A 15,346-nucleotide genomic window follows, 5' to 3' on the forward strand; every position below is an offset into this window, starting at 1 on the left:
TCTAAGGAGAAAAGTCATGCCACTAAAAAAACGTTTATTGATCTTGGGGCTGATTCCCCTTGTCCTTTCAACCATCATTATCGGCTACATCGTTTCTCAATTGATTTCCCTCCAGAATTCTGCAAAGGAAGATGTGCAGGTACTGCTCGAAACGGAAACATTACGAGGGGATCTCATCGTTACGAAACAAGCCCTATCGAACTACTCGGTCAATTCGACGGAAGAAAATAAGCAAATGGTCGAAAGTTTATTGAATGAAACCACGGCTCAAATCACTGAGTTGAAGAAACTTATTTCCGTTAAAGATCAAAAGGAGACCCTGTCTTCCATAGAGTCCAAATTCACTGAACTGAAGTCGGCTTCGGATTCCGCTCTCAGTGAAATGAATAAAGCAGAGATCAAACGGCAGTCGATACGTATTTCCGGCGTTCTAAACGATATGCATCTACTGAATAAACAAACAAATGATTGGTACCAGGGTTTATTAAAAGAAAACAAAAATGAAATCCAATTCATCGTCTGGGCTTCCGTCATCGGTTTCATCGTGACGATCTTCCTCTCTCTTTTAGCATCGAACCTGCTTACCAGGAGAATTGTCAAACCATTGAACCGGATGGTAGAAAACGCTGAAAAATTGGCCGATGGGGATTTAACGATCACCATCGACGCAGTTAAAGAGAAGAACAGCAGATTCGAAGTCGATAAGCTGCAAACGGTATTTCACCATATGGTCATAAATTTGCGGAGTACGGTCCAATCTGTGCATGACATCGGATCCAATGTAGAGAGATTCACTCAGGATGTCCGCTCGCAAATGTCGAGTCTGACGGAAAGCAGCAACCAGGTGGCACTTTCCACAGAAGAGCTCGCAAAAGGAAGCCAATCGATTTCTGAGGATATCCAATCCACCGCTTCCCTTATGGCTGTGATGGGGGATGACTTTGCCCGGAATGTCGAACAGAGTGCAGAATCTTCCGAGAGCAGCAAAGTCGCCATGACCTCGGTCGGAAACGGTCGAACTTCCTTAAATAAGCAGCAGGAATTTGCCGGGATGATCGCCGAATCTTCGTCATCGATCATGAACTCGGTGGAATCCTTCGCCCAATATACGGGGGAAATTGAAAATGCCGCCCAGGCGGTCAGGGAAATTGCCGATCAAACGAACCTCCTTGCATTGAATGCAGCGATCGAAGCGGCCCGTGCAGGAGACGCCGGGAAAGGTTTCGCCGTTGTGGCCCAGGAAGTGCGGAAGCTTGCGGAAGACTCTTCCGTTGCAACAGAGCGGATCGGCAGCATGGTAGGGAACATTAAACAGGGCATTCAGTCCATCATGGATGCTTCCCATAAAGGGAAAACCCTTTCCACCCAGCAAGTTGATTCCATGACTGTGACGGAGCAGGCTTTTGAAGAGATTTCAGGAAATGTTTCTACTATATTCGATAATCTCTCCAAGCTCGAGAGGGGGATGATTGCTTCTTCCGAGCGAACCAGTCAGGTCATTGCCGCCGTTGAAAACATTTCAGCCATCACGGAAGAAACCGCTGCGGGTACAGAAGAAATTTCTTCATCCACGGAAGAACAGCTTCGATACTTTGAACGCATGAATGAGCAAGTTGGCGAATTGAATAAAATGACGGTAGACATGAAGAAAGAGTTGGAACGGTTTACCCTTTAGAAGATTGAGAGGATGCCTTTTAAATTGGGCATTCTCTTTTTGTTGATTAGAAAAGCTGCGGTGTTTGGACGTTTTTCTGATACGAAATGTCCCGGTGCCCTCATAGACCACGAATCTTCCACATTCCGACAATAACCTCACACCATTCCCCTACGTCCACCCTCCCGGATCCTAAAATACTAGTCAAAATCACCCCTATGTTTATTACAGAACGTTTAAATTTTTTTAACGAACAAAAAGGGAAGGTCCGTCCCTGCATACATATATGGGTATTTAAAAAGGCTCTGTAGAAACGTTTTATTTTTTGAGGAGCGCTTTCATATCTGTCATACTTTGTAACAATTTGTCGGTGGTAAATATCTCCACCTTCATAACCCCCGAAAATCTCCTATACTGTATAGAAGGTTATAGTGTGTGTAGAATTCTTATAGTTGGAGGAATACTGATGTTATCAAACTCTGAAATTGGGATCGATTTAGGAACTGCAAATATACTTGTTTATAGTAAAAATAAAGGAATTATACTTAATGAGCCATCAGTTGTGGCGATTGACACCGAAAACAAAACGGTATTGGCCGTTGGTACAGAAGCGAAAAGCATGATTGGGAAAACACCGGGAAAGATCGTGGCTGTACGCCCTCTTAAAGATGGTGTGATTGCCGACTTTGATGTGACGACTGAGATGCTGAAGCAAGTGATGAAAAAAGCGAGTAAAAAACTTGGATTCTCTATCCGTAAGCCGACCGTGGTCGTATGTACGCCTTCAGGTGCAACAAGTGTTGAAAGAAGGGCGATTCAGGATGCTGTGAGAGGAAGCGGTGCGAAATCCGTTACCCTTATCGAGGAACCTGTAGCTGCCGCGATCGGAGCAGACTTACCGGTTGGAGAGCCTGTTGCCAACGTCATCGTGGACATCGGTGGTGGAACGACGGAAGTGGCGATCATCTCTTACGGTGGTGTCGTTTCCTGTAACACGATCCGTATCGGTGGAGACCAAATGGATGAAGATATCGTCCAATACGTTCGTAAACGTTATAATCTCCTGATCGGTGAAAGAACGGCTGAATTAGTGAAAATCGAAGTCGGACAGGCTTTGATTGATCATGAAGAAAGAACAATGGATATCCGTGGACGTGATCTCGTCACTGGTCTTCCGAAAACGATTGAATTATCATCGAACGAAATCCAGGATGCATTGAAGGAATCCCTCCTTCATATCCTGGAGACAATCCGTGCGACACTGGAAAATTGTCCACCTGAACTGAGTGGGGATATCGTTGACCGCGGTGTGATCCTGACAGGTGGCGGAGCCCTATTGAACGGACTTCAAGATTGGTTGAGCCAGGAAATCGTTGTACCGGTTCACTTAGCTCCCAACCCGCTTGAATCAGTGGCCATCGGAACAGGACGTTCCCTATCCGTGATCCACAAACTGCAAAAAGTCAAATAAGCAAGAAGACATCCCCCATTCGTTTGGGGGATTTTTTTGCACTTAAAAAACACCAAACTCTTCTATGTACCCCACTAACATTTTTTTCAAACATTTGTGATCCAAATTCTTATTTCCCTCGTTAGCTTATTAAAATTGAGTTCCGTCCCGTTGTTTAGTATCCTTATTTTATATGTCAAAGATAAGGAGCGTACTATGCCCAATGATCGTCAGGATTTAGAACTGTATCAACAAGTTTTGGCAAAAGATTCGACTGCATTACGACAGCTTTATCAGCAATATGAAAAATTGATCTATTCCTTCTCATATAAAATGACAGGAGACCGTGAGATCGCGGAGGAAGTGATCCAGGAGGTTTTCATGAAGCTCTGGAAGAAACATTCTCCATATGACCATAGCAAAGGGAAATTTTCATCATGGTTGTTGACGATGACACGGAACACCTGCCTCGATGCCATACGAAAACGAAAGAAGCATGAGTCTGTTGAATATATAGAAAAAGACTCCCTTCAAGTCACCTATGAAACGCCAGCCGATCAATTGGAGTGGAAAGAAAAAGGGAATGCGATCAGGGACTGCATAAAAACCCTGAAAGAGGATCAGCAAAAAATCGTGCAACTATTCTACTTTAAAGGCTTGACTCAAGCATCCATCGCAGAATCCACTGACACTCCAATCGGGACGGTTAAAGGAAGGATCCGTTTGGCTCTTAAACATTTACACACGTGTCTAAAAGGGAAAGGAGGTACATTCGAATGACCACACAACAATGCGATCAATTACTGGATTACTACAACGGACATTTATCAGAACTTGAGAAAGCTCAGTTTGAGAAACATTTGAAGAGCTGCCCGCAGTGTCAGGAGGAACTTCATGAACTGGAGCAGTTAATGGACTATATGCCTTTCGCATCTGATGTTGTCGAACCTCCCAAGGACCTGGAAGACCGTGTGATGGCCGGCATTCTAGGAGAAGAGAAACGAACCGCAAATGTCGAACCTCCAGCCAAAAAGAAAAAGAAAACATGGTTCCTCCCTTCTGTCGCTGCCGCTCTATTCCTCTCCTTGATCGGCAATGCCTATTTATTTTCACAGCTTGAAGATCAGGATGAAGTCGTGGAACAGGCAACGATCGATCAGGTCGTACAATATGTCGATCTGGCTGCAGTCAATGGAAACGCACGAGGAACTGCAAGCATCATCAAGCAGGGTGCACAAACAAGTATGGTCGTCCAGGCTTCAGAACTGCAGGAACTTTCAAATGAAGAGGTGTATCAGGTATGGCTCATTAAAGATGATCAACCTGAGCGCGCCGGTACATTCGTCACGAGTAAGGACGGAAAAGGCTCGGTTGTATTCAAATTCAACGAAGAGTTTACGAAAAAGGATTGGGATACGGTGGCGATCACCCTTGAACCCGATGCCAATAGCCAGCTTCCTCAGGGGGACATCGTGTTGGCTTCCGAAATTTAAAAAAAAAATTTTATACACTGTTATTCGCCCGGCAATCCTTAATTGCCGGGCTCTTTTTATGTCTGATTGATCTTGTGGTTTCAGATTTTTCGCACATCGAAATGTTTAAGGAATTCGAACCAGGGAATTAAGTCCTATATAACAGAAGTTGTACAAATATTTAACAAATGTTCACTTATTTCCATTCTACTTTTTTTATAATGGATTACATAGTAAAAGAAGCTAGATTCACTCAATATCTATCACCCTACTTTTTAACCTAATTAAAAAGAATAGAAAAAAGTTTCAAAAAAAGTGATCCATGTTTCAACTTCTGTCGTTAGCTTTATGAAAATATAAAAAACCAAAAGGAGAGATTACATTATGAAAATGAAAAAAAGTTATTTAGCCGTCCCTTTAAGTATGACGTTACTGATTCCAACTGCAGGTGCAGTATCAGCACACAACGGTGAAGATCATTCACATGACGCTAAAGTAGATACGCCGGCAGGGGAATTAAGAACTACACTGGATCGCTTACTTACAGAGCATGCATACTTAGCGGTTGAAGCCATGAGACGCGGAGCAGAAGGCGCTGAAGATTTCGACGCAGCAGCAGGTGCTTTAAATGATAACGCAGCCGATTTAAAAGGCGCAATTGCCTCCGTTTATGGTGAAGAAGCAGGAAATCAGTTCAATACGATCTGGACCAATCATATCGGATACTTCGTTGATTATGTTAAAGCCACTGGTGCCAATGACCAGGCTGCCAAAGATGAAGCCCTTAAGAATCTATCAGGATATAAAGAAGAATTCTCTAATTTCCTGGAAACAGCAACGGGTGAACGATTAAAATCCGATAGTTTGGCAGAAGGGCTTCAAATGCATATCAACCAGCTGATCGGCGCATTTGACAGTTATGTAGCCGGCGACTATGAAAAGGCTTACGAATATGAACGTGAAGCGATCGGTCATATGGGAATGGTAGCAAAAGGTCTCTCAAGTGCGATCACGGACCAATACCCGGACAAATTCGAAAATACGATGGCGGTAACACCGGCAACGGATTTACGCTCTACACTTAACCATCTTTTAACAGAGCATGCGGCCCTTGCGACAATGGCGATGCAAAACGGGATCGACGGTTCTAAAGACTTCGATGCTTCCGTCAATGCGCTGAATGCCAATACGGAAGATCTTTCAGCAGCGATTGCTTCTGTATACGGTGAAGAGGCCGGAAACCAATTTAAGGACATGTGGTCAAAACACATCGGGTTCTTCGTGGACTATGTAAAGGCGACCGGTGCTGAAGATGAAGCCGCAAAAGAAGAAGCAATCAAGAATCTTGATGGCTACCGTGCTGAATTCTCTAAATTCCTGGAAACAGCTACAGACGGACGTTTAGAATCAGACGCTCTTGCAGATGGCCTTCAAATGCACGTTGAACAATTGATTGGTGCTTTTGACAGCTACGTAGCAGGCGACTATGAAAAGGCCTGGGATGGAATCCGCATGGCATATGAACATATGCTGAACCCTGCAAAAGGTTTATCAGGAGCTTTCGCGGATCAATTCCCTGACAAGTTCAAAGCCAACATGCCTTCTGAAATGCCAAATACCGGGATGGGTGGAACGGCTGACAACAACGAATTCCCATTCGAATACCTTCTTGCAGCCCTGTTGATCATCGCGGGTGGTACAACCCTTGGAATGAAAAAATACGCTTCACATAAACAATAATCTTTAACATGAGAGGGACGGACCTATTATAGGTCCGTCCCCCAGTGTGAAGAATGAAAGGAGTGGCTTCACATAATGTATACTATGAGGGTTGTACTACTTGTGCTTGTACTATTGCCCATTTCTGCCTGTTCTGCAGGAATTAGTTCAAATCCTTCAGAAGAAAAGGCGAAAACCCCCAAGGAGCAGGAAAAACCGACAACTCAGATGGCCAGCACCACCACTTCCCCATCCCAATTTGCAGACACGATCATCAAAGATGAACGCAGCGGAATCGTACCGGCCACGATTGAAATCCCTGCCATTGATGTTTCCACAAGCATCGAAGCTGTCGGATTGAAGGAAAATGGCGAAATGGCCGTAACAGAAAGCTTTGAGACGACTGCCTGGTACGAGGGTGGTTACAAGCCCGGTGAACCCGGAAATGCCGTGATCGGAGGTCATGTGGACAGCCGGAATGGCCCCGCCGTTTTTTATAAGCTGAATAAGCTTTCAAAGGGCGATGAAATCATCGTCAAAAATAAAGAAGGTGAAAAGAGGACCTTTGTGGTGATGGAAAAGAAAGAATACCCATGGGATGATGCCCCCTTGAAATCCATCTTTGGCTATTCCCCTGCAAGCTCTCTTAACCTCATCACCTGTACCGGGGACTTTGACCATTCTGCTCGAAATTACAGCAAACGACTGGTCGTCTATACTGAATTGAAATCCTGATGAAACAGCATGGAATCCCTTCCGATGCTGTTTTTTTATGGATATTTTTAGAAGAAATAGAAAAGCTACTAGTAAGGAAGGTGATAGCATGAACGAGGAGCAATTGGAAGATCTGTTTCATTTTTATGGATATGAAGATTTGTACAAGCGATTTAAGACTCCCCTTTATGTCACCGGGATCATGGATGATGCCGATGCCGGATTAATTGAAGATTTCTTTGAGAACTTCACATTCGATGGTCCCGTATTATTCGACGAGTTCAGATTCTGGTTTCAATATTATGAAGTATCCAAGCGGCCGCCGTTCACTTTTTAACGCAAAATAAAAGCTGTCTTCTGCACAGGACAGAAAACAGCTTCTCTTAGTAAGGTTTATCTTGATAAAAGTAATTGGTCGAATGCCATGTGTTATCAAACTCTTTATGAAAAATATGAGTCGTGGCAGGAGATACGGGCGGGATCAGCCACGTCCAATCTCCGGTTACATCGCGATCGGCACTCTTCTCATTTTCTTCAAAAAGGCGGAACTGCTGGGCAGCCGTATGATGGTCCACGATGCTTACACCCATTTCTTTAAACGAATGAAGCACAGCGATGTTCAATTCGAGCAGCGCCTTATCCTTCCACAATGTGGCCGCTCTCGATGTATCGAGTCCCATACAGCTTGCCACTTTCGGAATCTGATTATAGCGGTTCTCATCAGCAAGATTACGCGCCCCGATCTCCGTTTCCATATACCAGCCGTTGAACGGTGCCGCCTTGTATGAGATCCCACCGATCTTCAATTCCATGTCCGAGATGATCGGGACGCCGTACCATTTCAGTCCAAGGTCCCCGAACCAATCAAATTCAGGGTGACGAAGAGATACTTGAAGGGCAAGACGCGGCTCAACTTCCCTCATCTCCGGAGGCCGATCCCCAATCTGCACGACCAGGGGCAGGACATCAAAGTCTGTTCCCTCCCCCTCCCAGCCAAGTTCCAGGCATTTTTGAGTGAATTCGATGGAATGGGGGTCGCCGGTATATCGGCCTTCTTCCTCATAGCCCGCATATCGGATCAGCTGATGGTTCCACAATCGGATGTCAGGCTTGTCCGGATGTGAGGGTCTGAATACCGTAATCGTCGGACGGATCCTCCCCCCGTTCGAAGCATATTCCAAATGACGCTCGAGGGCCTGGAACACTTCCTCCTCTGAGGCCGCCTGCCGTTCGTCAAACACATTCAGTGAATTCCAGAACAAGCGGCCGATGCAGCGATTGCTGTTTCTCCAGGCCATCTTCGCACCATGGACCAGTTCTTCGTGAGTATGGGTATACGTTCCTTGTTCAGCAAGTTCATTTTCTATATGTTGAAGGCGGATCGCTATGTCCGCTTCGCTTTTATTCAGTTCCTTAAACATTTGTTCTATAAAGGACCTCGCCTCATCCAAAATCGGTGTCAATATAATCGCTTCCCTGCTATCTTATTCAGCGTATACTGTACCTTGAAGTATATCATTTTTCTCATACCTTTTTCCCTGGTACATTTGAACAACCCTTGAATTTTAGAGGGTGACCTCTTTTTCATAGCATCGATACTCCTGATGCCCCTCTGGCTTCGAGGTGAAATAAACCGAGCCCCGGTATTCATAACCGATCTTTTCATAGAGGGCGTTTGCCCCTGTGTTTCTGGAGTAAGCATCCAGCCGGATACTTTCATACCCTTTTTCCCCAGCCAGTTCCTCACATTTTTTCATGAATACTGTCCCCAATCCGTTCCCTTGCTGAAGGGGGTCGAGAAACAACGCGTGGATCACCCATTCGTTTCCAAGTTTCCATGGGATGTCCGACCATTCAGGTGACTGCCACTCGTTGAGAGTCGCGGACCCTGCGAGTTCATCGTCCACCATCAATACATAAAGGTTCCCGTCACCCAATTCTTCCTCGAAATATTCCCTGCTTGGGTAATGGTCATTCCACTGCAGCAACCCTTTTTCGTCCAGATCATGTTTACACCTGATATACACGTCCATGATGGTGTCAATCTGTTCTTCCGTTGCCTGTCTTAATTGTATATTCATGCTATTCCCCTGCTTATCAATTAGTTTATGTAACTCTTTGTAGTGTTTGTCAGGAATACAGCCGTTATACGGACTGATCTGTTCATTACCGTTTCTCTCGGACCCTTTTGCCTGCTGAAATCCCTGATAAATAAGCACTCTCAAACCGCGTACGTCCGGCTTCATCATTCTCCCGGAGGAATGCATCCCCACATAGGACAATCCGCCCTTTGTGACCCATTTCAACAAATGGGGTGCGTACCACAGCTTCTGCTTCCGCGTACTTCCACTTTTTCAGCTGAACCCCCGTCACCCTGCTTCCTTTTTCAAGAAAACCCTCGGCCACCTTTTGGATGGGAGCTATAATGCTGTCTTCTTCCATATCTACGTGTTTCTTCGACCAATCCCCGGTCATATATACGCTGACCGTAACAGTGGATGAAATGCCTTTCTTTTTGTGATCCACCACCCGCTCCACGCCGTCAGGAAGCCCTTCATCTACATGACCTGGGGACGGAATGCTGCTTGGCCCGTCAAAGGTAAACATGCCTACGAAGCATGGGGCAAAAGAAATAGTGGATACCTCCGGTGGTGCGATTCCTGTAAGCAGTTGTAACGCCTGGGGTGCGGGAGCCGTCACTATGCAATGATTTGCGGTGATCCTTTCACCATTTTCAAGTTCCACTTCCAGAGGTCCGTCCCTCCCGTCTCGAATGGAAGAAACCCTGGTGTTCAGTTTGACTGGGATGGACCCTGCCAGTTGTTTCGCGAGGGCATTCATGCCGGCCGTCGATGTGTATCTTGGATAAGGTGTGCCGAACCAGCGTTTCACCCATCCCGCTTCCAGCCACTTCTCTACGTCCTCTTGCAGCTCCGGGGAACGGACCGTGAAGAACTGAGCTCCGTGATCTGCTTTCCCTTCCCCGATCCGCCTGGTGGCAAGCCTGCCACCGACGCTTCTGCTCTTTTCCACTATGAGGACCTCTACACCATTTTCCATCAACGTCCTCGCTGCCATGATACCTGACAGGCCTCCTCCAATGATGATCACTTCGTATGTCTCCATATCTTCTCATCCTCTCTTCCTTTTATTATACGAATTTATTCTGAAAAATTGGAAGGGAGATGACTCCATCCGTCATCTCCCTTTTCCTATGCCAATAATTCTTCTAAATCCTGATACATCTTGTTCCGTTCCTGTTCCTTTTGTTCTTTTTCCTTGTACAGCTCCTGGATGACATCAAGGTCTCCTTGTGAGAGAAGCTTCTCTTCAATGGCAAAGATCTCTTCTTCCACCTTTTCAAGGCCGGCTTCGATTTCTTCCATCGTGCGGGAAGTTTTCACAGGGGTTGCTTGAGGCCCCGCTTGTTTCACCACCTGTACGACGGGCTGTTCCGGCGCGAGTTCAGGCAGCTTTTCCTTCGCCCAGCTGTATGGCCCGTCAAAGAAATAAAGCTCACCCCGGTGGATCCAATAGGTTTTCTTAAACAGCTTATTCAAAAAGTACCGGTCATGGGAGACGGCGAGAATCGTGCCTTTGAAATCCTCCAGGGCATCCTCCAATACTTCCCTTGAATCAATGTCCAGATGATTCGTCGGCTCATCGAGGACCAGGAAGTTGATGTCCTGATGCATAAGCTGGGCAAGTCTGAGCCTCATCTTCTCCCCGCCGCTTAGCTGACCGACCTTCCGGAACACATTCGGTCCATAAAACAGGAACTTCGCGAGGATATGCCGGGCATCCCCTTCCGTCACCGCCACTTCTTCCCTGAACGCATCAATCAACCTGACCGACGGATCGGCGACAGTAAAGTGCTGGGACAGGTAGCCGAGCTTCACATTGCTTCCGAGTTTCACCACGCCATGATCCGCTGACTCCTCCCCGAGGAGCATCTTGATGATCGTTGATTTCCCTGTACCATTTTGACCGACGATCGCTGTGCGGTCCTTAAAATGGACATGGAGGCCGACTTTTTCGAATAAGGTCTTTTCTCCATAGGCTTTCGTCACTTCTTCCATGGAAAAGACGATTTTCCCGCTCCGGTCGGTTTCGTCGAATTCCAGCCCCATCTTCTTCCGGTCCAGGATCGGCCGCTTGATCTTCTCCATCCGTTCCAGTGCACGCTCCATATTCCGTGCCCGCTTGTGCAGGGCTTCATTCGGAGGGTTCGCCTGGTTCGCCCATTCCCTCAGCCTTTTGATGGCCTCCTTCATCTTCTTGATTTTCTTCTGCTGCTCCTGATACGCCTGGAACTCGATCATCAGGCGCTCTTCCTTTTCCTTTACAAATCCGGAGTAGTTCGTATGGTAAATCGTCAGCTCCCCGTCCTCCAGGTCATATACCTTTGTAATGACGTGATCGAGGAAATAGCGGTCATGGGAGATGCAAACCACGGTTCCATCATATTCTTTCAAAAAATCCTCAAGCCACTCCACCGCCCCGATATCCAGATGATTCGTCGGTTCGTCAAGAAGCAGCAGATCCGGCTTCTGGAGGAGGATCAGACCGAGACAAAGCTTTGTCTGCTCCCCGCCGCTGCACGCGTTAAAATCCTTCTCAACCAGTTCCCCAATGGCGAGGCCGTTCACGATCTTCGCAATATCGGACTCGATCTCATATCCTCCAGAAAGGGTGAATTGATCCTGAAGCTTTCCGTATTCTTCTAGTAATCGGTTGAGAGTATCCGGGTTCCGTTCATTCCCCATTTTGGTTTCAAGCTCTTTTAATCGGAGACCAATCTGGATCAGTTCTGAAAACGCGGAACGCAATACATCGATTCCCTTCGTACCTTCCTTATACTGTGGAATCTGAGCCAAGTACCCTACCTTTGCCCCTTTTTTCAGATGAATGAGCCCCTTATCCGGAGCTTCCACCCCTGACAATAATTTAAAGATGGTCGTCTTCCCGGTCCCATTCCGCCCAACAAGGCCAATCCGGGCCCTCTCAGGTATTTCGAAGCTCAAATCCTCAAATATCAAGTGACCACCAAACATTTTACTGATTTCCTGTGCGCTGCAAATAATCATTTTCCTCTTCCTTTCGGGTATCTATTCAGAGGTAAGAGGTTCATAGAAAAAGCCATGGGGGAGCAGAAGGCTCGCCCATGGCTCTACGGAAGTGCGGGACTTTACTGCACCGCACTTCCCCTTTCATAAAAGAAGGGACAAAAAAAGAGAGCGAAAACGCCCCCATTTTTTCCGATTCTTAATAAAAAAGTGATTGGAATTGAGACCTCTTACCGTTCAGTATTCATATTCATTTGGTGAAAAAGGGCATACGTGTCCCCTTGAACGCAAATGCATGAAAAATTGCACGGCAAATGTAAATATAGTCTAAATACTTCCCACGCAATCCTACAGAACGATTCATCTCAATTCCACCTCCTTTTTCATTACACGAATATTGATACCACCATTATATAATTATTCTGAAAGCTTTTGCAATGTGTTTATTCTTTTTTATAAAGAATCCTTGATAGCACAAGGCCGATCACACCGATTGGAATCAGGATCATGGCACGGATCGTGAAATCGAGGAACACGAGATCGGCAAGGAAAAACTTCAACAGAGCCAGTGCAAGGAAGATGATTCCCACCCACCGGTAGAACATGTCCTTCCTGCTTTCCCCATAGATGAGATACCCGATGGACAGGGCGGCAATCGCCACGGTGTAGGCAGTCGTCCGCGGGGTATAATCCCAACCGATCACGATGAACTCGGTCAACCTCAGGATGAAGAACATCACGAGACCTGTCAGCACGACTTTCATTGTCGTCGTTGAGACGTTCAGGAAGGAGGATTCCTGCTGATTGAAATGGGCAAACAAATAGACATAGGCAAATGCCAGGATAAAAATCGGCAGTTCAATCGCAATGAAATCGGCTTGTGATCCCGTCACCATTCCAAGGAATGAGAGCAGCATCAACAGGAATGAACCTGCAAGGCTGACATAGCTTTCTCTTCTCCCCGCCAGCCACAGAAGGGCATTCGCTTGTATGGCAATCAGCACAAAGCGCCAATCATATTCAAACAGATCAAAGAGGAAAAGAAGCATATGCAGGAATCCTAGGACGAGCAAAGTATCCTTCGTTCTCTTCAATTGCTTCGGTTCAATAAAGGCAGCCCCGATATAAACAGCTGCAAAGATGGCATAGTAGCTAAGAGGAATCGCCGTATAAACATCATTCAGCAGACCCAGAAGGATGAAACTGCCTGTCACGAGGGCCGGTATCATCTCAGCGTTCACCCGTTCATCCCCGTTAAGGATGATCAGGAGCAAGATATACGCATGCTGAATGGCAAATGGAATAAGGACGGTCAGTGTCATCTCCCCGACACCAAACACTGCAAAGAAAAACAGTGAGAAATACAGTAGATAATAATGAATATTCCAGGCTATGCGGTACCTTTTCCACGTGCTGAACGTCATCAATACAAAGAACAGCACAAGCTCATAACCATAAAACAGCCATTCATTCCGCTCATCCCCTGCGAAAATGAACGGAAACAGGTATGCCCCTGCGCCTATCAAACAAAGAATCAGTTGGGATCCATGCTTATGGGATGCCCACAGCCCAACAGAAATGATAAGGATCAATAAGAGATTCGTGATGAGTCCCCCGATATAACCGTATAGGATATTTGCTGAAAACAGCGTAATGATAGCGAGGACGATGCTTCCAGAAAGGAGCGTGATGGACAGTTTATGCTGATCCCGGCTGAACCTTTCACCAAGTGCGTACATCACGATACTGATCGCTCCACCCGTCAGCACCCGGAGTCGCGGTGAGACCCAGCCGTTTTGGGAAGCCGCCATGAATCCCCAAATGCTTCCTATTAATAGAACGAACAAGAATACTTTCGGGAGCCAGCGTTCGACTGAGAAATCAAAGGGTTCTTTTTCCACGATGGGATCTGCTGATGATTCAGCAGGAATTGGTTTTTCAGGTTCTGTGTAGACTTCTGCTTTTTGGATAACGGGTGATTCGTATTCATTCTTTGCCTGAATCAACTGCCGTTTCACGAGATAAAGCTCTTTTTCGAGAAAGTTGATTTTTTGCTCCAACCTCTTCAGTTCTTCCTTTTCCATACTTCCACCCCCCTACTTCTATTTATACAGGAAGAATGGAATATTTTCCTATATTTTTTTGAAGTTACAATAAAAAAACCCCACCCTATAAGCAGGTGGAGTTTCGTTTCTATGCTAATCGTTTAAAGTTTTGTCCAAGGATTTCATTCATCGTGTGAACCGTGATGAATGCACGTTTATCAATTTGGGTGATGAAGCCTTTCAGCCTGGAGAAGTCCTTGCGTCCAAGGATGGTCGTGATGACTTCCTTTTCATCGGAAGTGAACGCTCCCGTTGCCGTATGGATCGTCGCCCCTTTTCCAAGCTCGTGGACGATGTACGACTTGATTTCATCACTGTAACGGCTGATGATCACAATTTCCTTATTTGAATTAAACTGCTGCAGTGCATAATCGATGACCAGTCCGTTCAAGATGACCCCGAAGAATGCGTACATTCCGACTTGAGGTCCGAATAGGACCGCTGAGGACAGGGCGATGGATAAATCCGCCAATAACACGCCTCTGCCTACATCTATATTGAAATATTTATTAAAGATCAGGGCCACGATATCCGTTCCACCTGTTGATGCCTGCTGGTTGAACACAATCGCCATTCCGGTTGCGGCAATGCATTGACCGATGATCAATTGAATCAAGATATCATCACTGAGCGGCGCGCTCATCGGTGCAATTGTCTCGAGTAACCAGACATAGAACGAAAGGGCGAAACTCGCGTAAATCGTTTTCGCTCCGAAATTAAAACCAAGAAATATCACACCGACGATAAACAGAATCACATTGATGATAATCATGAACAGTCCAAGGGACATTCCCGGAAACAGATCGTTCATGATGATCGACAATCCACTGACTCCCCCTGTCGCTAAATTATTAGGCGATAAGAAAAAATGGACATTCACCGAAACAAGAAATGCCCCGAGATTCATCATTAGGAAGGAAAATATTCTTTGTCGCATCACCGCAACCTCCTTTTTCTTTAAAATTTATGTTGGTTTTCCGTAAATAGTTGAACAACGGGATTATAAAGCCCATCAAGACCCTTTGTAAAGGGAATCCGGTCAAAAAAATAAGGTTTAATAATTGTGAAAATTGGAAGGGTTTGCAGATGTGATGAGGGCAAGGGTCAGGTTTACTGACTTTATTTCTGGGTATAGGAAGAATTTTAGCTTCTATTAAAAAAACGAT

General features: G+C 45.9%; 14 protein-coding genes. 7 read left to right on the forward strand and 7 right to left on the reverse strand.

The features are described from left to right. The first annotated feature begins 16 nt into the window (after nucleotides 1–16). From N5C46_RS11810 to N5C46_RS11840, 7 genes are all read left to right on the forward strand, one after another. Complete coding sequence (locus tag N5C46_RS11810) at nucleotides 17–1,675, forward strand: methyl-accepting chemotaxis protein (RefSeq protein ID WP_261748831.1); 1,659 nt, start codon at nucleotides 17–19, stop codon at nucleotides 1,673–1,675. Nucleotides 1,676–2,120: 445 nt separating this feature from the next. Then, nucleotides 2,121–3,125 carry a rod-share determining protein MreBH gene (gene mreBH, locus N5C46_RS11815; protein WP_034761217.1) on the forward strand — a complete coding sequence of 335 codons (1,005 nt, stop codon included), beginning with the start codon at nucleotides 2,121–2,123 and terminating at the stop codon, nucleotides 3,123–3,125. Nucleotides 3,126–3,320: 195 nt separating this feature from the next. Further along, nucleotides 3,321–3,884, forward strand: a complete 564-nt coding sequence (locus tag N5C46_RS11820; RefSeq protein ID WP_261748832.1) for an RNA polymerase sigma factor — start codon at nucleotides 3,321–3,323, stop codon at nucleotides 3,882–3,884. Next, nucleotides 3,881–4,597 (forward strand): anti-sigma factor, encoded by a 717-nt coding sequence (locus tag N5C46_RS11825; protein WP_261748833.1) that lies wholly within the window; start codon nucleotides 3,881–3,883, stop codon nucleotides 4,595–4,597. Before N5C46_RS11820 ends, N5C46_RS11825 begins: the two co-directional genes overlap by 4 nt. A 363-nt stretch (nucleotides 4,598–4,960) precedes the next feature. After that, complete coding sequence (locus N5C46_RS11830; protein ID WP_261748834.1) at nucleotides 4,961–6,316, forward strand: copper amine oxidase; 1,356 nt, start codon at nucleotides 4,961–4,963, stop codon at nucleotides 6,314–6,316. A gap of 75 nt (nucleotides 6,317–6,391) precedes the next feature. Next, on the forward strand, nucleotides 6,392–7,030 hold the full coding sequence (locus tag N5C46_RS11835) for a class F sortase (protein WP_261748835.1): 639 nt from the start codon (nucleotides 6,392–6,394) through the stop codon (nucleotides 7,028–7,030). Nucleotides 7,031–7,118: 88 nt separating this feature from the next. After that, nucleotides 7,119–7,346, forward strand: coding sequence for a hypothetical protein (locus N5C46_RS11840; protein WP_060671434.1), 228 nt, complete (start codon nucleotides 7,119–7,121; stop codon nucleotides 7,344–7,346). A 46-nt stretch (nucleotides 7,347–7,392) separates the two neighbouring features. Here the strand turns inward: N5C46_RS11840 and N5C46_RS11845 are convergent, their stop codons facing one another. From N5C46_RS11845 to N5C46_RS11870, 7 genes are all read right to left on the reverse strand, one after another. After that, the gene (locus tag N5C46_RS11845) at nucleotides 7,393–8,430 is read right to left on the reverse strand and encodes a nitric oxide synthase oxygenase (RefSeq protein WP_261752344.1); all 1,038 of its coding nucleotides are present in this window, start codon (nucleotides 8,428–8,430) and stop codon (nucleotides 7,393–7,395) included. A gap of 144 nt (nucleotides 8,431–8,574) precedes the next feature. Continuing rightward, nucleotides 8,575–9,228 carry a GNAT family N-acetyltransferase gene (locus N5C46_RS11850; RefSeq protein WP_261752345.1) on the reverse strand — a complete coding sequence of 218 codons (654 nt, stop codon included), beginning with the start codon at nucleotides 9,226–9,228 and terminating at the stop codon, nucleotides 8,575–8,577. Then, nucleotides 9,176–10,135 carry an NAD(P)/FAD-dependent oxidoreductase gene (locus tag N5C46_RS11855; protein WP_261748836.1) on the reverse strand — a complete coding sequence of 320 codons (960 nt, stop codon included), beginning with the start codon at nucleotides 10,133–10,135 and terminating at the stop codon, nucleotides 9,176–9,178. The genes N5C46_RS11850 and N5C46_RS11855 overlap by 53 nt, the downstream gene beginning before the upstream one ends. Nucleotides 10,136–10,221: 86 nt before the next feature. Further along, a complete protein-coding gene (abc-f, locus tag N5C46_RS11860; protein ID WP_261748837.1) occupies nucleotides 10,222–12,096 on the reverse strand; it encodes a ribosomal protection-like ABC-F family protein in 1,875 nt (624 codons plus the stop codon). 229 nt (nucleotides 12,097–12,325) lie between these two features. Then, nucleotides 12,326–12,439 (reverse strand): RAxF-45 family protein, encoded by a 114-nt coding sequence (locus tag N5C46_RS23260; protein WP_336275484.1) that lies wholly within the window; start codon nucleotides 12,437–12,439, stop codon nucleotides 12,326–12,328. 79 nt (nucleotides 12,440–12,518) lie between these two features. After that, nucleotides 12,519–14,159: a DUF2339 domain-containing protein gene (locus N5C46_RS11865; protein WP_261748838.1), complete on the reverse strand. Its 1,641-nt coding sequence runs from the start codon at nucleotides 14,157–14,159 to the stop codon at nucleotides 12,519–12,521. A gap of 109 nt (nucleotides 14,160–14,268) precedes the next feature. Then, complete coding sequence (locus N5C46_RS11870) at nucleotides 14,269–15,117, reverse strand: YitT family protein (RefSeq protein ID WP_261748839.1); 849 nt, start codon at nucleotides 15,115–15,117, stop codon at nucleotides 14,269–14,271. Between the last annotated feature and the right edge of the window lie 229 nt (nucleotides 15,118–15,346).

It is taken from the genome of Rossellomorea vietnamensis (assembly GCF_025398035.1).
GTDB classification, from domain to species: domain Bacteria; phylum Bacillota; class Bacilli; order Bacillales; family Bacillaceae_B; genus Rossellomorea; species Rossellomorea vietnamensis_B.